General features: G+C 61.8%; 11 protein-coding genes. 4 read left to right on the plus strand and 7 right to left on the minus strand.

Features of this window, described 5'->3' with window-relative positions; translation table 11 throughout:
* Positions 1-274 precede the first annotated feature (274 nt).
* Positions 275-3,139 carry a sensor histidine kinase gene (locus FH08_RS0140515; RefSeq protein ID WP_031363822.1) on the plus strand — a complete coding sequence of 955 codons (2,865 nt, stop codon included), beginning with the start codon at positions 275-277 and terminating at the stop codon, positions 3,137-3,139.
* A complete protein-coding gene (gene kdpE, locus FH08_RS0140520) occupies positions 3,136-3,834 on the plus strand; it encodes a two-component system response regulator KdpE (RefSeq protein WP_031363823.1) in 699 nt (232 codons plus the stop codon). The genes FH08_RS0140515 and kdpE overlap by 4 nt, the downstream gene beginning before the upstream one ends.
* Here the strand turns inward: kdpE and FH08_RS0140525 are convergent.
* The 6 genes from FH08_RS0140525 to FH08_RS0140550 all read right to left on the minus strand — a co-directional run bounded on the left by FH08_RS0140525 (position 3,810) and on the right by FH08_RS0140550 (position 14,891).
* Positions 3,810-4,466: an SDR family oxidoreductase gene (locus tag FH08_RS0140525; protein WP_031363824.1), complete on the minus strand. Its 657-nt coding sequence runs from the start codon at positions 4,464-4,466 to the stop codon at positions 3,810-3,812. The genes kdpE and FH08_RS0140525 overlap by 25 nt on opposite strands.
* A 133-nt stretch (positions 4,467-4,599) precedes the next feature.
* On the minus strand, positions 4,600-7,923 hold the full coding sequence (locus FH08_RS0140530) for an efflux RND transporter permease subunit (protein WP_031363825.1): 3,324 nt from the start codon (positions 7,921-7,923) through the stop codon (positions 4,600-4,602).
* Between the two features lie 4 nt (positions 7,924-7,927).
* Positions 7,928-11,056, minus strand: a complete 3,129-nt coding sequence (locus tag FH08_RS0140535; protein WP_031363826.1) for an MdtB/MuxB family multidrug efflux RND transporter permease subunit — start codon at positions 11,054-11,056, stop codon at positions 7,928-7,930.
* Positions 11,057-11,089: 33 nt separating this feature from the next.
* Complete coding sequence (locus FH08_RS0140540; protein WP_031363827.1) at positions 11,090-12,445, minus strand: MdtA/MuxA family multidrug efflux RND transporter periplasmic adaptor subunit; 1,356 nt, start codon at positions 12,443-12,445, stop codon at positions 11,090-11,092.
* A 598-nt stretch (positions 12,446-13,043) separates the two neighbouring features.
* Positions 13,044-13,874: an IclR family transcriptional regulator gene (locus tag FH08_RS0140545; RefSeq protein WP_031363828.1), complete on the minus strand. Its 831-nt coding sequence runs from the start codon at positions 13,872-13,874 to the stop codon at positions 13,044-13,046.
* A 708-nt stretch (positions 13,875-14,582) separates the two neighbouring features.
* Positions 14,583-14,891, minus strand: coding sequence for a hypothetical protein (locus FH08_RS0140550; protein ID WP_031363829.1), 309 nt, complete (start codon positions 14,889-14,891; stop codon positions 14,583-14,585).
* A 292-nt stretch (positions 14,892-15,183) separates the two neighbouring features.
* Here FH08_RS0140550 and FH08_RS0140555 point away from each other — a divergent pair, with 292 nt between their 5' ends.
* Positions 15,184-15,681, plus strand: coding sequence for a hypothetical protein (locus FH08_RS0140555; protein ID WP_031363830.1), 498 nt, complete (start codon positions 15,184-15,186; stop codon positions 15,679-15,681).
* 178 nt (positions 15,682-15,859) lie between these two features.
* On the plus strand, positions 15,860-18,436 hold the full coding sequence (locus FH08_RS48995) for a mechanosensitive ion channel family protein (RefSeq protein ID WP_081889749.1): 2,577 nt from the start codon (positions 15,860-15,862) through the stop codon (positions 18,434-18,436).
* A 64-nt stretch (positions 18,437-18,500) separates the two neighbouring features.
* Here FH08_RS48995 and FH08_RS0140565 read toward each other — a convergent pair whose 3' ends face one another.
* Positions 18,501-19,043, minus strand: coding sequence for a cysteine dioxygenase family protein (locus FH08_RS0140565; protein WP_031363832.1), 543 nt, complete (start codon positions 19,041-19,043; stop codon positions 18,501-18,503).
* Positions 19,044-19,131: the final 88 nt, after the last annotated feature.

Raw genomic sequence — 19,131 nt, forward strand, 5'->3', positions numbered from 1 at the left:
CGCTGTAAGACCACCGCAGCCAAGCCTTGGTGCGAAGGTCTTTCGCACGTCCATTTACACATTCTTTACGTGCGCATCCCGATCTTTGACCCGTCTTTTATGTCGGCGCGCTTAATGTTCGGGCCATCGTTCAATATTTGGGGAAAATGCCCGGCAGAGGGGATGCGAACCGTACAGGCTCGTCATATCGGGAACTGCCGCCAGTCAGGATGTTGATGTTGAAACACAGAAAACGAACCTCGCCTCGGATGCGATTGCGTCAAGAAGCTAAAAAATGAACCGCCCAAACCCAGACGAGCTACTCGGAAAACTGCAAAGAGAGGAAGAGAAGCGTCATCGCGGACGGCTGAAGATATTCTTTGGCGCGTCGGCGGGAGTCGGCAAGACCTACGCCATGCTGCTGGCGGCGCGAAGCAGGAAGCAGCAGGGCGACGACGTAGTCATCGGCATAGTGGAAACGCATGGCAGAAGCGAAACGGCCGCGTTACTGGAAGACCTCGAACAACTGCCGTTGGCGAACATGACGTACCGCGGTCATTCGCTCCAGGAATTCAACCTCGACGCAGCGCTTGAGCGCCGCCCGCAGCTTGTGCTCGTCGACGAACTCGCGCATTCGAACGTGCCCGGCGCACGTCATCTGAAGCGCTGGCAGGACGTGCATGAACTGCTGGACGCGGGCATCGACGTTTACACCACGGTCAATGTCCAGCATCTGGAAAGCCTGAACGACATCGTTGGCCAGATCACGCAGATCCGCGTGTTCGAGACGGTTCCGGATCGTGTGCTGGATCAGGCCGATGAAGTGACGCTGGTCGATCTTCCGCCCGAAGAGCTGCTGGAGCGGCTTCGCCACGGCAAGGTCTACATGCCGCAGCAGGCGGAACATGCCGTCCGCAATTTCTTTCGCAAGGGCAACCTGATCGCGTTGCGTGAACTGGCGCTGCGGCGCACGGCGGATCGCGTCGATGCCCAGATGCGCGAATACCGCGCGGATCGTTCTATCGACAGGATCTGGCAGGCGCGTGACCGGCTGGTAGTGTGCATTGGCCCGGGACCGGAAGCGCCTACGCTCGCGCGCGCGGCCGCAAGGCTCGCGGCAAGCCTGCGCTCGGACTGGATCGCGGTGTATGTCGAAACGCCGCGGCTGCAGAAACTGTCCGATGCCCGCCGCGAACGCACGCTCGCCGCGCTCAAGCTCGCCGCTGAACTGGGAGCCGAGACGGTGACGCTGGCCGGTGAGGACGCAGTCGCGACGTTGATCGGATATGCCCAGGCGCGCAACGCGTCGAAGCTGGTGGCGGGCGCGTCGAAACATCGCGGTTTCGCACGATGGTTAAATCGGTCGTTTGGCGAGCGGCTGGCGGAACACGCGGGCGACCTCGATCTCACGCTGATTCGAGCGCGGGAGAGCGATCGAAGCGATGCAAGCGACTCGGGTGACCGGAACGGATCGTCGTCGCAAGAAGAGGGGATCGCCCCCGACTGGCACGACGCGTTGAGCGCCGCGCGCGAGCAGCGCTCGGCGCCGCGGGGCTACGCGTACGCCGTCGCTATCTGCGCAGTTATCACGGTGCTCGCAAGCCTGATCCGCGATCATTTCGATCTCACGAACCTCGTGATGTTTTATCTGATCGGCGTGATTTACGCGGCGGCGCGTATTGGCCGTGGTCCGGGCGTACTGCTGTCGTTCCTGAGCGTCGCGGCGTTCGACTTCTTCTTCGTGCCGCCGCGCTTGTCGCTGTCCGTCTCCGATACCCAGTACCTGCTGACTTTCGCCGGCATGCTGCTGACGTCGCTGGTGATCAGCCATCTCACATCGAGTTTGCGACGCGAGGCGCGCGTTGCGTCCAAGCGCGAGCGGCGCACGGGCGCGATGTATGCAATGGCTGGTGAACTCGGCGCGGCGCTTGGCGTCGAGCAGATCGTGGGTATCGGCATGCGGCATGTGAGCGAAGTCTTTCGCGCGAAAGTGGCGATGCTCCTCCCCGATTCCGGCGACAAAGTCCGCCAGAAACTCGATCCATCGGATACGTCCGTGGCCGCGCTGCTGCTCGACGCAAGCGCGCTGGATCTCGATGTTGGCCAATGGGTCTACGACCAGCAGAAGCCGGCCGGTCACGGCACGGACACGCTGCCTGCCGCCGCCGCGCTTTATCTGCCGCTCAAGGCGCCGATGCGCACGCGCGGCGTGCTCGCGGTCGTTACGCGCAACGCCGGCGAGCTCGATGTCCCCGAACAAAAGCGCATGCTCGATGCATTCGCCGCGCAGATCGCGCTGGCGCTCGAACGGGTGCATTACGTCGAGATTGCGCGCGACGCGCTCGTGAGCATGGAATCCGAGCGCCTGCGCAATTCGCTGCTGTCCGCCATCTCGCACGATTTGCGAACGCCGCTTACGACCATCGTCGGGTTTGCGTCCATGCTCGCGGAAGCGCGCGGGGACACCCGCTCGCCTGCCAATGCCGAATTGATCGCGGCGATCCATGATGAATCGCTGCGCATGACCAGCATTGTCACGAACTTGCTGGACATGGCGCGCTTGCAGGCGGGCGGTCTGCGGCTGAACCGGCAATGGTCGCTCCTTGAAGAGACGGTCGGCGCGGCGCTACGGGCGTGCCGGCGAGTATTGAACGGCCGCCCGGTCGAAGTTCGTCTGCCCGCCGATCTGCCGTTCCTCCAACTCGATGCCGTGCTGATGGAGCGGCTCTTTTCGAACCTGCTCGAGAACGCTGCGAAATACACGGCGCCCGGATCGAAGCTCGTCATTGGCGCGGAAAGCACAGAGGCGAACGGCAAACCATTCGTACGTGTCACTATCGACGATAACGGCCCGGGTTTGCCCGCGAACATGGAGGACCGCGTGTTCGAGAAATTCACTCGCGGCGAGAAGGAGTCGGCGAAGCCGGGCATTGGGCTCGGGCTCTCTATTTGCCGCGCGATCGTGCAGGCGCACGGCGGTACAATCGGCGCGAATAACCGGCTGGACGAGAGCCTTCCGGACCCGAAAGTCCTGGGCGCGCGCTTCTGGTTTACCTTGCCCGTGGATGCACCACCACCCGTACCCAGTTTCTCCGATGAAGCCGAGCAGGACTTCGTCGATTCTCCCCCGTCGGACCCTATAGCACCGCAAACCCCATGAGCGAACCTAATCTCACTGTTGTGCTGATCGAGGACGAAAAGCAGATTCGCCGCTTTGTGCGCGCGTCGCTCGAGGCTGAGGGTATTACCGTGCACGAGGCGGAAACCGGCAAGCAGGGGCTGGTGGAGGCGGCGACGCGCAAGCCGGATCTGGTCATCGTCGATCTCGGTTTGCCCGATACCGACGGTCTCGATGTAATCCGCGAACTGCGAAGCTGGACCGAGCTGCCGGTGATCGTGTTGTCGGCGCGCACGCAGGAAGAGGAGAAAGTCGCTGCGCTCGATGCGGGCGCCGACGATTACCTCACCAAGCCGTTTGGCGTGTCGGAACTCATGGCGCGGATCCGGGCGCATTTGCGGCGCCGCAACCAGGCGGCGTCGAGTGAATCGCCTTTGGTGAAATTCGGCGAGGTAGTGATCGATCTCGGTCTGCGCCAGGTCACGCGTGCGGGCGCGCCCGTGCATCTGACGCCGATCGAATACCGGCTGCTTTCAACGTTGGTGCGGCACGCCGGCCGCGTGTTGACGCATCGCCAGTTATTGCGCGAGGTGTGGGGGCCGTCGCATGTGGAAAGCCACCACTATCTGCGCATTTACATGGCGCACCTGCGGCAGAAACTCGAGCGCGATGCCGCGCAACCGGAGCATATCGTCACCGAAACGGGCGTGGGTTATCGGCTGATCGGGGCTGTCTGAACGGCGTCGAGCACATCGTCTATTCGCGCGTCACCGCCGACAAAGCCGATCACCTCGTCACGCACATCGCGTTTGATGCATGCCACCGCGATGCGCGCGACGTCTTCGCGTGAAACGGGTGCTGCATCTGCGCTGCGTTGCGTGGAGAGGGCGATTGTGCCGCGGGCGATGTCGTCGGAGAGCGGTCCTGGTCGCAAGATCACGTACGGGACGCCGCTTGCCTGGACATAGTCGTCGGCTTCGCGCTTCATTTTCGCGTAGTGCTTGAGCGCAAGCGGGTTGGATTTCGGCCAGTAGGCGGAGATTGCGCTGATGACCACCAGTTGTTTGGTCCGGCGGCGTTTTGCGTAGTCGGCGGTGCGTTGGACAGCGTCGCGATCGATTGCGCGTTCTTCGTTGACGCCTTCGTTTTCCGCTGATCCCGCGGCGTAGATGACGTGCGTGATGTCATCGAAGGTGTGGGAGAAATCGTTTGTCAGGTCGCCGAGTACGATCTCGGCGCCAAGTGCGGCAAACTCACCGCGGTGCGCGGATTTGCGCAGCAAGACCTTGAAGGGGAGGGATTCGGCGCGTATTTGCCGGGCAATGTGGCGACCGGTGCGGCCGTGCGCGCCGATGAGCAGGACTTTCATTGCTGGTTCGCTCCTTCTGTTTGTGGGCAGAAGCTAAAACGGTAAGCGATTTTTGAGATTGATGCATTGGGGTGAGCACCTACGGGCCGCCTTGAATTGATCTGCGCTCACCTTTCCCTCGCCAGCAAATACGTCACTCGGTGACTTGAGCCGGCCCTGTCTGACCCCTGCGCGCGCGCCGTTGCTCCGACCAGATCCGGATCCGGTCCATGTAAAGATAAACCACCGGTGTTGTATAGAGCGTCAGCAACTGACTCACGATCAGCCCGCCCACAATCGCGATGCCCAGCGGTGCGCGCATCTCCGATCCCTCGCCCGTTCCGAACGCCAACGGCAGCGCGCCCAGCAACGCCGCCGCGGTCGTCATCATGATCGGCCGGAAGCGCAGCAAGCACGCCTGTTCGATTGCCTCGCGCGATGTCGCCGCTCCATGCCGCTGCGCCTGGATCGCGAAGTCGACCATCATGATCGCGTTCTTCTTCACAATCCCGATCAGCAAGATCACCCCGATCAACGCGATGATGCTGAACTCCGTCTGGAAAAGCAGCAGCGCGAGCAACGCGCCAATCCCCGCCGACGGCAAGGTCGAGAGGATCGTGATCGGATGGATGTAACTCTCGTACAAAATCCCAAGCACGATATACACCGCCGCCAGCGCGGCCAGAATCAGGATCGGCTGATCCTTGGTGGAATCCTGGAACTGCTGCGCGGTGCCCGCAAAACTGCCGTGAATCGTGCTGGGCACGCCGATGGTCGCCATGGTGTCGTAGATGGCGGCCGTGGCGTCGGAGAGTGACTTGCCGGGCGGCAGGTTGAACGAGATCGTCGAAGCGACGAACTGGCTCTGGTGATTCACCGACAACGGCGTGTTGCCCGGCCCGAACTTGGCAATGGCGGAGAGCGGGATCATGGTCTCCTGCGATGTCGACACAGCCGCGCCCGCCGACGAACTGGACTTCCCGCTCGCGGCAATGGCGTTGGTCGCTGCATTGCGGATGGACGCCAGCGCCAGCGAACTGGTGGTGCCGGTGGACGAAGCGCTAGCGCTTGAACTCGTCAACGTGGACGTAGATGTGGATGTGGATGTGGAAGTCGTCGTGGTCGCGTTCGTCGATGCCGCACCGCTCGCGGTCCCCCCCGACGTGCTCACATAAATCTGCTTGAGCATCTCCGGGTCTTGCCAGTATTTCGGCGCGACTTCCATCACCACGTGGTACTGGCTCAACTCGTTGTAGATGGTCGATACCTGGCGCTGGCCGAATGCGTCGTAGAGCGTATTGTCGATCTGCGCCGGCTGAATACCCAGGCGAGCGGACGTCGCCCGGTCGATCGTCACGAACGATTCCAGGCCGCCTTGCTGCTGGTCGGAATTGACATCGGTGAGTTCGGGGCGGGTGAGCAGGGCGTCGGTGAGCTTCGGGCCCCATGTGTAGAGATCGGTGGTGGAGTCAGCCAGAAGCGTGAACTGATATTGCGCATTCGATTGCCGTCCGCCCGCGCGAATGTCCTGCACGGCCTGCAGGAAGGTCCGTACCCCCGCGACGTCGGAAAGCGGTGTGCGCAGACGCTGGATCACCTGTTCAGCTGTAACCTTGCGATCCCTTTTGGCTTTCAACGAAATGAACATGAAGCCCGAGTTGGTCTGCCGGCCGCCCGTAAACCCGGCGACGCTTTCCACCGCCGGATCGGCTTGCACGATCCGCATCATCTCGGAAAACTTGCCTTTCATCGCCTGGAACGACGTGCTCTGGTCAGCCTGAATGCCGCCAACGAGCCGTCCCGTATCCTGCTGCGGGAAAAATCCCTTCGGCACGATGATGTACAGATAGACATTCAACCCGACGGTCGCGAGCAACACCAGCAACACGATCCTCGGATGCGCGAGCGCCACGCCGAGCGTGCGCGCGTACCCGTTTTGCATCCGTACGAACTGGCGTTCAAGCCAGCGCGAAAACCGGCCGGGCGCTTTCTGTTCGTGCGGTTCATGCAGCAAACGCGCGCACATCATGGGTGTGACGGTCAACGAGACGACCAGCGATACGGCAATCGCCAACGACAACGTCAACGCGAATTCGCGGAACAACCTGCCGACAATGCCGCCCATCAACAGGATAGGAATAAACACCGCGACCAGCGAGATACTCATCGACAGCACCGTGAAACCCACTTCCTGCGCACCTAGAATGGCGGCTTTCATGCGTGGGACGCCGTTCTCTATATGTCGCGAGATGTTTTCAAGCACGACAATGGCGTCATCGACCACGAACCCCGTCGCAATGGTCAAGGCCATCAGCGAGAGGTTATCGAGCGAGAAGCCGAGCAGATACATCGCGGCGAAGGTGCCGATAATCGAGATCGGCACGGCCACGCTGGGAATCAGCGTTGCGCGCCAGTTGCGCAAGAACAGGAATACCACCATTACGACCAGTGCCACCGCCACAATCAGCGTGAACTCCGTATCGTGCAGCGACGCGCGGATCGTGGTCGAGCGATCGGAGGTCGGCGTGATCTCGACATCGGCGGGGAGCGCGGCCTGAAGTTGCGGCACCATTGCTTTCACGCGGTCGATGGTGTCGATAATGTTCGCGCCCGGCTGCCGGTAAAGGATCACGAGCACGGCGCGCTTGTTGTTGATGAGACCCAGGTTGCGCAGGTCCTCGACCGAATCGACTACTTCACCTACGTCGCGCAGATGCACCGCCGCGCCGTTCCGGTAAGCCACCACCAGGTCGCGATACTGATCGGCCTTGCTCGCCTGATCATTCGTATAGAGCTGGAAGTGGGTGCCGTTGAACTCGATGGCGCCCTTCGGGCTGTTCGCATTCGCTGAAGCCAGCGCCGCACGGACATCTTCCAGCCCAATGCCGTAGTGGAACAGCGCGTTCGGTTCCAGTTCCACCCGCACGGCTGGATTCGCCGAGCCGCTCACGTCCACTTCGCCGACACCGGGCACGGTGGAGAGCGTTTGCTGCAGCACGGTCGCGGCCGAATCGTAAAGCGATCCGGCGGTACGCGTAGGGGAGGAGAGCGCGAGAATCAGGATCGGCGCATCGGCGGGGTTGACCTTGTGGTACGTAGGATTGCTTTTGAGCGCCGTGGGAAGATCGGCGCGTGACGCGTTGATGGCGGCCTGCACGTCGCGGGCGGCGCCATCGATATCGCGGTTCAAGCCAAATTGCAACGTGATCCGCGCCGAGCCGACCGAGCTTTGCGACGTCATTTCGGTGACGTCGGCAATCGAGCCGAGATGACGCTCGAGCGGACTCGCCACGCTGGTCGCGACGGTTTCCGGACTCGCGCCGGGCAGGCTCGCCTGGACCGAAATGGTCGGAAAATCGACTTGCGGCAACGGCGCAACTGGCAGCTTGGTGAACGCGAACAGGCCTGCAAGCGCAATACCGATAGCCAGCAGCGTGGTAGCGACGGGGCGCGCGATGAACGGTTGCGACAGGTTCATGCGCTTACTCCGTATCGCTCACCGGACTCGCCGGGCGGGGCGGCGCGTTCCGGTAGAAACGCGCACGCACGCGGCGCGCGAGCGAATCGAAGCCGAGATAGATCACCGGCGTGGTGAAGAGCGTGAGCGCTTGCGACACGATCAACCCGCCAACAATCGCAATCCCCAGCGGCCGCCGCAATTCAGAGCCCGCACCCCAGCCGAGCATCAGCGGCAGTGCGCCGAGGAGCGCGGCCATGGTGGTCATCAGGATCGGCCGGAATCGCAGCAAACACGCTTGGTAGATCGCATCGCGCGGACTCTTGCCTTGCTCTCGTTCGGCCTCCAGCGCGAAGTCGATCATCATGATGGCGTTCTTTTTCACGATACCGATCAGCAACACGATCCCGATGATCCCGATGATGTCGAGATCGTGCCCGGTGATCATCAGCGAAAGCAGCGCGCCGACACCCGCGGATGGCAGCGTGGACAGGATCGTGATCGGGTGGATAAAGCTCTCATACAGCACGCCGAGCACGATGTACATGGTGACGACCGCGGCCAGGATCAGGAACAGTTCGTTTGACAGCGACGCCTGAAAAGCCAACGCCGCGCCCTGGAAACGGATCTGGAACGAGGCAGGCAAGCCGATGTCCTTTTGCGCCTGATCGATCGCTTTTACGGCGGCGCCCAGCGAGGCGCCCGGCGCGAGGTTGAATGAGACGGTGGTCGCGGGGAACTGTCCGAGGTGCGTGACCAGCAGCGGCGCCGCGCGTTCATGGAACGTTGCGATGGCCGACAGCGGCACCTGGCCCGAACTTGCCGTGGAGGACGGCAGGTAGATGCCGTTCAACGTCTCGCTGTAATGCTCTTCGGTCGGCTGCGACTCCAGGATCACGCGATACTGGTTCGACTGCGTGAAGATGGTCGAGATGATGCGCTGGCCGAATGCGTCGTAGAGGGCGTTATCGACGGTGGCCGGCGTGATGCCGAAGCGCGCGGCCGTCGACCGGTCGATTTCCACGTACACCGACTGACCGTTCTGCTGCAGGTCGGTTGCCACATCCGCCAGTTCCGGCGATTGCTGCAGCCGCGCCGTCAGTTTAGGCACCCATTCCGCGAACTCCGCCGAGTTCGGATCCGTCAGCATGAACTGGTACTGGGTTGGGCTGACGGTGGAGTCAATAGTCAAATCCTGCACCGGCTGCATGTAGAGCCGGATGCCGGGAATGTTCGCCACGTCTTTCTGCAGCGAGCGGATCACGTCGCTCGACGTATTGCTACGGTCGTCGCGTGGTTTCAGGTTGATCAGCATCCGGCCGCTGTTCAGCGTGATATTGGTCCCGTCCACACCAATGAACGAGGTCAGGCTTTCAACGTCCGGGTTCTTCAGGACCTGTTCGGCGAGCGCTTGTTGCTGTTGCGCTACCGCCTGATAAGACGCGGCTTGCGGCGCCTGCGTAATCGCCTGGATCACGCCGGTGTCCTGGATCGGGAAGAAACCCTTCGGAATCCAGATATAGAGCAGGGCGGTCAGCACGAGCGTGAGCAGGGCGACCACCAGGGTTGACCGCTGCCGGTCGAGCACCCAGGTCAACGCAACGCCATAACGGCCGATCACATAATCGATGAACTGATGCGCGCGCGCTTCGAAGCGATGACTCTCCTTCGGCGGTGTATGACGCAGCAGCTTCGCGCACAGCATGGGCACCAGCGTGAGCGAGACGATCGCGGAGATCACGATGGTCACCGCCAGCGTGATCGCAAATTCGTGGAACAGGCGCCCGACCACATCGCCCATAAACAGCAGCGGAATCAGCACCGCGATCAGCGAGACAGTCAGCGAGATGATGGTGAAGCCGATCTGCTTCGAACCCTTGAGCGCCGCTTCGAGCGCCGACTCGCCTTCCTCCACGTAGCGCGCGATGTTCTCGATCATGACGATGGCGTCATCGACGACGAAACCCGTCGCAATGGTCAATGCCATCAGCGAGAGGTTATCGAGCGAGAAACCGCACAGATACATCACGGCGAGCGTGCCGATCAGCGAGACCGGTACGGACAAGCTTGGGATCAGTGTGGCCCAGACGTTCGCAAGGAACAGGTAGATCACCAGCACGACCAGCACCACGGACAGCGCCAGTTCGAACTGCACGTCGCGCACAGACGCACGGATGGTCGTGGTGCGGTCGGTGACGATCCGCACGTCTAGCGCGGCCGGCAGCGCCGATTGCAATTGCGGCAGGATCTTCTTGATGCCGTCGACCACCGCAATCACGTTCGCGCCCGGCTGGCGCTGCACGTTCAGGATGATGGCCGGCGTGTTGTCCACCCACGCGCCGAGCTTGGTGTTTTCCGCGCCCTGAATGACGGTTGCGACGTCCGTCAGCATCACCGGCCGGCCATTCTTGTACGCAATGACCGCGCTCTGGTACGCGCTGGCGTCGGTGAGCTGGTCGTTTGCGTTGATCGTGTAGGCGCGCGTGGGGCCGTCGAAATTACCCTTCGGCGTGTTGACGTTCAGGTTCGAAATGGTGGTGCGCAAGTCGTCGATGTTCAGGCCATACGACGCCAGCGCGCGCGTGTTCGCCTGGATCCGCACAGCCGGCCGATTACCCCCGCTGACCGACACGAGCCCGACGCCTCCGACTTGCGAGATCTTCTGCGCGAGACGGGTATCGGCGAGGTCCTGGACCTGCGTGAGCGGCAAGGTCTTCGAACTGATTGCGAGCGTGATGATGGGCGCGTCGGCGGGGTTCACCTTCGCGTAGATCGGCGGCGCGGGCAGGTCGGATGGCAGCAGGTTGCCCGCTGCGTTAATGGCCGCCTGGACTTCCTGCTCGGCGATATCGAGCGGCAGGTCGAGACTGAATTGCAGCGTGATGACCGACGCGCCCGCCGAACTCTGCGACGACATCTGGTTCAGGCTCGCCATCTGCCCGAACTGCTTTTCAAGGGGTGCCGTGACCGACGTGGTCATCACATCCGGCGAGGCGCCCGGATAGAACGTCTGCACCTGGATGGTCGGATAGTCGACGGCGGGCAGCGCGGACAACGGCAGAAAGCGCAGCGCGACGAGGCCGACCAGCATGATTGCCGCCATCAGCAGCGCCGTGCCGACCGGACGCAGAATAAAAGGACGTGATGGATTCATGCGGGTGCAGTGCGGTTAAGGATCATGAGCGCTTCACTGCGACTGTTTGCGATGGTGGCCGTGATGCGCGCCCGAAGCAGCAGATGCTGCAGCAGCGCCTGAGGCACCGGAAGCAGCCTTGGGCTTGTCTGCCGGGATAGTGATCTTCGCGCCTTCCTTCAGGCGGTCGGAGCCGTCGATCACCACGCGTTCGCCCACTTCCAGACCTGTCCTGATGCTGGTGCGTTCGCCATCGACCGGACCGATCTTCACATTGCGTACGCTCACCGTATTGTCCGGCTTCACCACATAGACAAACGCGCCCGATGAACCGTTGAGCACCGCGGGCGTGGGCACGATGGTCGCGTCCTTGATTACATCGACCAGTAGTTTCGTGTTCACGAACTGGTTCGGAAACAGCATGCTTTCCTGGTTGTCGAAGGTCGCGCGCAGCTTGACCGTGCCCGTGGTGGTGTCAATCTGGTTATCGATTGTTTCCAGATAACCGCTTTCGAGCGACTTGGTGTTGGCCCGGTCATAAGCGGTCACCGACATCTTCGTCCCCGCATGCAACGGCTTCAGGATGGCGGTGAGGTTGTCTTCCGAGGTCGTGAAGATGACGCTGATGGGCTGCAGTTGCGTGATGACCACCACGCCATTCGTGTCGCCGGTCGTCACGTAGTTGCCCGGATCGACCTGCCGCAAGCCGACACGGCCCGACACCGGCGCCGTGATGCGCGCGTATGTCAGGTCGAGCTTGTAGGTATCCACATTGGCCTGATCCGACTTGACCGTGCCCTCGTACTGCTGGACAAGCGACGCCTGCGTGTCCACTTGCTGGCTTGCGATCGAGTCTTGCGAGAGCAGCATCTGGTAGCGCTTCAGGTCGAGGCGGGCGGTCTGCAGCAGCGCCTGGTCTTTCGCGAGCGTGCCTTGTGCGTTACGCAACGAGATCTCGTAGGGGCGAGGGTCGATCTGAGCCAGCACGTCCCCCTTCTTGACCATCTGTCCTTCCTGGAAGGCGACGTCCTGCAGCGTGCCGTTGAGCTGCGTCTTGACCGTCACCGACGCCAGCGGCGTCACCGTCCCGAGCGAGTTGATCACCACGGGCATTTCGCCTTGGCTGACCGTCGCGACATGCACGGGTTGAGGTGGCGCCGCCATGCCCGGACCGCCGCCGCCGCGCCGGCCACCGCCGCCTTGCCGCGCCTGCTGCGAGTTATCACCCCCACCACGGTTCCACGGATGCCAAGCGAACAGGCCCGCCACGATCAAAATTGCGACGACGATCCATACAAGCCGGCGCCGGCGGGGCCGGTTGGCGGACACAGGGGCAGTCGAGGCTTGGGAGGTGGGCGAACGGAGGTCAGAGTAAGGCGGTGGTGCTGGGTGTTTTTTTTGTTCGTCCATCGTTTCAGTGGCTCGGTGAGTCGGTGGGCTTGGAAACTGTCTTGAGGTGCCGGTGTCTTGAGTGCTGGCGGGTTGGCTTGCCCGCGTTCGCGCGGACGGTTCTGAAGCGTGCCGGGAACGCCGTGGATTTACGCCACGCACTTTACGCGACGCAGTGGTCAGTCACGTGGCGAACACGCCATTGGCGGCCGATGTGCTCGCGAAGTGTTCGATTGAGTGAAAGCTTCGAAAGGTGACCTGGGCGCGCGAAGCATGATGCTACGTCCCGTGCTTCGTTGCAGTCCAGCTATCTTTCTTTCGATTGATTACGAACGTTACGATTCCCGGTCGGCACAGAAGGCCATTCGGAAACAACGCCTCGGAGGGAGGTGAACGCCGACCGGCATCGGATCGTCTTGCGCGTGCGCGGGTCACGCCAAGCCCACGCAAAGGCACGCTCAACGGGGCTTGCGCCGCTGCGCAGGCACGGCAGGAGACGTCATGCACCGGGGGAGTATGCGCGAGGAACCGCAACGATGGACAGCGAAACGTCCCGATGTGCCGATGCTGACACTCAGCGGCACACCGGTGTTTCGCCTTCAACCCAGCGTGAAGCGCGTTATTCGCTCAGCCGCGCGGACGGTGTTCCGCCGATCTCGTGCGTGATCTTCGCGACACATTCGAGCAACGCGGGCGCAACCTTGTTCAGCAGCACGTCCCGTGGCGCTTGATATTCGGCGCCGCCGCAATTGACCGCGTAGCGTTGTCCCGATGGTCCCACGAACCCCGCTGCCACGGCGTTGAGCCCTTGATGCCACTCCCCGGTGGAAATGGCGAAGCCACGGCGCACGGCGTCTTCCAGGCCCGGCTGCAGACTGCTGTCGATACTCGGCCAGTCGTCGCCCGATGCGGTCCGCAGGCTGTCGAGCAGGCCGGCCCGGTCGGGTTCCGCGAGCGCCGCCAGATATGCCCGGCCGACCGCCGTTCGTCCCAGGTCCATCCGCGAGCCGACTTCGAGCCGCGATACAAGCACGGCCGAGCGCGGCCGGATGGTATCGATGACGACCATGTCCAGCCTGTCACGCACGGCCAGATGGACGCTTAGCGTAGTCCGGTCAGCCAGTTCGATAAGGAACGGCCGAGCCCGCGCCCGGATGTCGAAGTTGCGCAGGAAACCGTTGCTCAACTCCAGGACTGAAGCGGTCAGGACGAACCGCTCACTGTCGGGTAATTGAAACAGCAAGTTGGCGCTGACCAGAGTCGCCGTTAAACGCGAGATGGTCGGTTTTGGAATGCCCGTCCATTCGGCTAACTCGCGATTGCTGACGGGTGCGTCAGCGGCGGCAATGCGCCGCAGTACGTCGAGGCCTCGCGACAACGCGACGACTTCTTCTCCGTCACGCCCTTTTTCCTTTTCCCGGCTCGTAGGCCGGCTCTCAGTGGTTTGCATTATTTTTCGGAACTTGGTTTCGTTGGAAAGGCCGGAGACGCCATTCATCGAAGCTGACTGAGCACGTGCGCCGCCGCTCACCGGAATCGTATTATCCAGCAATGAAAACAAGCATCTGCCGGACCCGTTTTTGTCATCAAACCCACGTACCTTGTTGTCAGATAGTCGCTCAATCCTCGAAATTTCGCTTGACTAGGTTTCGCATAACGTAAAAAATGGAACCCGATTTCGAAAGCATTGCGGAAGCGCTAGTTGCGCGCGTCGAATTGCGATCGATAACCAGCTCTCAGGTTCTAGCACGGCCCTCGGAATGGCTAGAACTTTTAAGGCGCTACGGCAACGTAGCGCCTTTTTTTTGCTCGTCAAAGGGACTCCCGCACATCTTCAGGATACCGGCGTGCTGATAGCGTATCTGCTTTCACGCGTGCAAAGGCGTTGTTGCGTCATGCCGACCTTGCCGCGGCGCAAGTAATGATGAACGTTGAGTGTGGTGCGGGCACGACTCAGAGGCTTGCGGAACTCCTTACGCTACCTTATCCCAGGTTTTTCAATTCATCCCTTCATGTTTAGTATTTTCGGGTGAACTAAAAGATTTTAATGCGCTCGCCAATAAGCCGATGCCCTTCCGAAACGAAAAGGCATCGTGAAAAAGCGCTGGGATGCGCCGGGCGGTCAACCCGGCGGAGGGCTACGCCCTTTTCAATACCTCTAGCGGTGTGCAGCAAACATCTTGCCGGGTTTCAGCAAGTGCCGTCCGCGCAGCGCCCAATAGATGCCCGCCAGACCCAACACGGTCGCGCTTCCGAACACGAGCACGGGAGAAACCTGCTGCGGCGCAGGATTGCTGGTAGCGATAATCATAGCGGCGACCAGAGCCACACCCGACTGCACAAAAGCGCGCATGGCCCGGCTGCGATGGTCGGAAAACCGCACTGATCGCGACATGGGCGTGCGCGTGAATGGCTCGAAAAGGATCAGGCCGGCGACGAGGGCAACTAGCAGGTTCATCAGGATCATGACAACACTTCAATATCGAATTCAGGGATGGCCGCACTATAAGAAGCGGCGTCGATGAAATGAATCAGAAGCGTCTTAAAGCGGCTTGAATTTCAACTGTTCGGGGACGGTGCAGAAGGTGTTATTGCGATTTGTCCGGGATACACCTGAAACCCGACCGAACGGCCAGCATCGCAGGGTAGAGAGGAAGAGGGTTGGCGCGGACGGTTATCATGGGCTTCGAGTGAGCCGTTGAAGCGGTAAATGTAACAACCGGGTGGCTGCAACTTGCTCGCCCAACAGGACAATGACGATGCAAAAGAACTCGATGAACCGGCTGGCCAGCGCCGTGGTTGCGCTTGGACTTCTCGCCGCGTGTGAGAAGCATGATGCGGCGGCGGGACAAGTCGCCGGCGCGCTGAACAATGTAGCCAGCCAGGCTGGCCAGAAATACGATCAGGCGGCGAGCTATGTCGACCAGCAGGTCGACTCGGTCAAGCAGTCCGCGCAGCAGAACCTGCAGTCGGCGGGCACCTTGCCGGATATGTCGGCGAGCGGCGTGGCCGCAGCGGCTCGGGCCAACTTGGCCGGCGCGGCGAGCGCGACAAACGCGGCGATCATCAACGCCGCAAGCGATACCGGCGCAGGCCTGCAGGCCGCCGGGCACAAATTGCAGGACTGGTCGGCAAGCTCGACCGTGGGTCAAAGCGGGACGAGCGGAGCATCGGGAACAAGTTCGGGCAGTTCGTCGAGCGGTTCGTCCGGTGCGTCGGCAGACCCTGGAAACGCTCGTTCGGATATGGACAAATAGGTGACGGCCGGCTGGAGGCACGTAGCTTGCCGCGCTGTTCAATGCCGTAAATACGGCATTCGCGGGCTAACAACTCGTTACCTGCGTGGTTACACGCGTAACCCTTTTGTCTAAAGATTATTTCTGCGCAGCGGCTAAACTGGCGGTCTTTTACCTTTTTTGCCTTTTGCGCACCGCCATGAAACCAAGCCGCATCCGGGCGCTCGCTGGCGCGCTGGTAGTCGCCGCGTTGGTCAGCTCGGCGCTCACAGTTTTCGCCCTGAACGCTAACGCCGCTCCCCCGGCGCTCACGTTGCCGTCGTTTCAGGAACTCATCAACAAACCGGCGGCATCCGACCCGGGCTCGGCGTCTGCGGTGGCTTCCGGTACGGCTCCCGGTACGGCGGACGCCACGGCCGGTCCGGCCAGCGACGCGGATCTGACGCGCTCGCTCGACACGGTCATCTCCACGCTGGATAACGACCGGGAACGCACGGCGCTGGTCGCACAGTTGAAAAAGCTTCGCGACGCCAAGCAAGACGCCGCAGCCTCTGCGCAACCGGCGGCCTCATCCGCTGCGTCCGACGGTTCGGGCGCGGCCGTGCTGCCGGAGGTGGCTGCGGCCTCGTCGGCGAGTTCAACGACGGCAGCGTCGTCGGTCGTCGCTGCCATCACGCCCAAAACGGGGCTGCTCGGGGCAATAGCATCGGGGCTGACGAGCATAGAAGCCGACTTCAGCCGAGGCCGCACCCCGTTGAACTATTGGGGCGGTCGACTGAACGCCGCGGGCAATGAGCTCTTCACCATTGTTTCGGGCCAGAGCCGCGAGAGTTTTGGCCACACGGTGCTGAACTTTTGCCTGATGCTGGCTGGCTGGGGCCTTTGCGCTTTTCTGCTGGTCTATTTCCAGCGGTATTTGCACGCGCGTTACAACGTTCATTTCGGGTTGCGCGCCAACCCGACCACCAGCCAACTTTTGATCTTCGCGCTGCGGCGGGTCGGGCCATACCTGTTCGCGTTTATCGCGGCGCTGACTTTTGCGCGGTTGATGCCGGTGTCGCTCGGCCGAACGCTCGCGATGGTGACGGCGTACGCGATCGTCGCGGGCGCCGTGTTTTCATCGATTTGCCTGATCATGTTCTCGCTGTTCGGCTCGGCGCATAGACGGGTGGCGGTGCATCTGCTGATTCTGCATGCCCGTCGCTTGTTGTTCCTGATCGGCACGCTCGGCGCACTGGGCGACGCCGCGTCGAACTACGACGTGGCGCAGCAGCTCGGCACGAACCTGTCCGGGCTTCTCTCGACGGTCGCGAACATGGGTGCGGCGATTCTGACGGGTTATTTCACGCTGGCGTTCCAGCGGCCCGTGTCTCATCTGATCCGCAGCCGTTCGTATGAGCAGCGCAGCCAGCACAAGGCCGCGACCGAAACCTTCGAGGTAGTCGGCTCGCTCTGGCAGGTGCCAATGCTGCTGCTTGCATCTGCTTCGGTGATCGCGACGCTTGCGGGTATCGGCACCTCCGAGAACGTCCTGCAAATGGCAATCGCCACCGCCGGCTTGCTGGTGGTCGGACTGTTTCTCAGCGCTGTTGCGTTGCGGGTCACGCGATTGCCGCAACGCAAGACGCGCCGGCAATCGGCGTATGTGCGACGGCTTTTCAGGTTCTTCGGCCGCATGGTCGTGCTGATGATCTGGCTGGCCTTCCTCGAACTTGCCTCGCGTTTCTGGGGTTTTTCGCTCACCAAACTGGCGGAAGAAAGTGTGGCCGCGCGTGGTATCACGCATGCGGTGAGCGCGATCCTGCTGACTATTCTTATCGCGTGGCTGGTGTGGATCCTGATCGATACGGGAATTCAGGAGGCACTCAACCCGAACACGCCGCGCGGCAAAGGGCGTGGTCCGAGCATGCGCGCGCGCACCATGCTGCCGCTCATTCGCAACGTGGTGTTCGTGGGACTGCTGTGCGTCGCCGGGATCATTACCGCGGCCAATCTCGGGCTGAACGTGACGCCCTTGCTTGCCGGCGCCGGCGTGATCGGGCTGGCGGTGGGTTTTGGTGCGCAGTCGCTGGTGGCCGATTTGATCACGGGACTTTTCATCATCATCGAGGACACCATCTCGGTCGGTGATTCGATCGAGGTCGATGGCGGCCATGCTGGCGTGGTGGAAACGCTGACCATCCGTACGGTGCGGCTGCGTGACGGGCAGGGCGCGATTCACGCCATTCCGTTTTCGCAGATCAAGGTGGTGAAGAACCTGTCGCGCGATTTTGCGTATGCGGTGTTCGAAGTGCGGGTGCCGTTTTCCGCCGATGTCGACCAGATCACGCAGATGATTCGTGAAGTCGGTGCGGAATTGATGGCCGATTTTCGATATCGTCGCGAGATGCTTGGGCCCATCGAAGTGTGGGGGCTGGACCGTTTCGATCCAAACTGGATGGTCGTGAAAGGGCAGATCAAAACCCTGCCGCTGAAGCAATGGAGCGTCGCACGGGCATTTAACGTCAGGGTCAAGCGCAAGATGGACGAAATCGGCATGGACGTTCCGGTGCCGCAAATGCAACTGCGGGTGTCAAGAGAATCCGGGGGCATGGACACGGACTTGAACGATCCGGATGAGTTGATGGAAGCGGCGCCGTTGTCGCCTGTGGAGCGCAGTGCGGCAGCCATGGCCCGCGATGTCTCGCACAAGTCGCAGGCGGCACCCCCGCCGACCGATCAATCCGTGCAAATACCGCCGCAGATTCCAACGGCGAGTGAGCCGGGGAAAGCGTAGGGCAGTTCCGCGCGGCTGTTTCTGTTTGACCCGGCCGACCTGCGCTGACCCGCGCCGAAGCGTTCTAAGAGGCAACCTTGACGAGATCGTTGACGTGCGTCGAGATGCGCGCACCGGGCACGCCATAGACATGGAGCGAGACCGCGGTGCGTCCCGTGGCTGATGCGTTGCCCAACTGGTGAATTGCCCCACGTCCCGCGCCGACAAACGACACCGCACCGCGCGTCCGCTCGTGGCGGCGCGTTTGAACCGCTCGATTCGTGCCGGCATCCCATGCGAACAGCGTTTCGGACAGCGTTCCTTCGAGCACCGTATATGCGCACCACGTGTGATGGCCATGTACCGGGCTCGCCTGGCCGGCTTGCCAGACGAGCGCGGCGACGGCATAGCGGCCAAGCGGATCGGCGACCAGCAGATGCCGCCTGTAACAATCCTGCCCGCTTTCGTGCTGGGCATCGGTCAAAAGGCCGGCTGCCCGGGACAAGCCATTGAGAGCCGTCCGTACGCGAAGCGCGAATCCCGCCGACGATGAATCGAGACAACAGGCTTGATCGAGTGCATCGGACAACCGCGCGAGCGGCGACTTTGTAGCGAGGGCAGAGGTCATGGCGAGGCTCGTCAGACAGGCGGAATCAGGCAGAAAGGAGCGGAAAGTCGAGCTTCTTTTATACCGGTTTGCATGTGGAAAAAGTTTC

It is taken from the genome of Caballeronia sordidicola (assembly GCF_000729995.1).
Taxonomy (GTDB): Bacteria; Pseudomonadota; Gammaproteobacteria; order Burkholderiales; family Burkholderiaceae; genus Caballeronia; species Caballeronia sordidicola_A.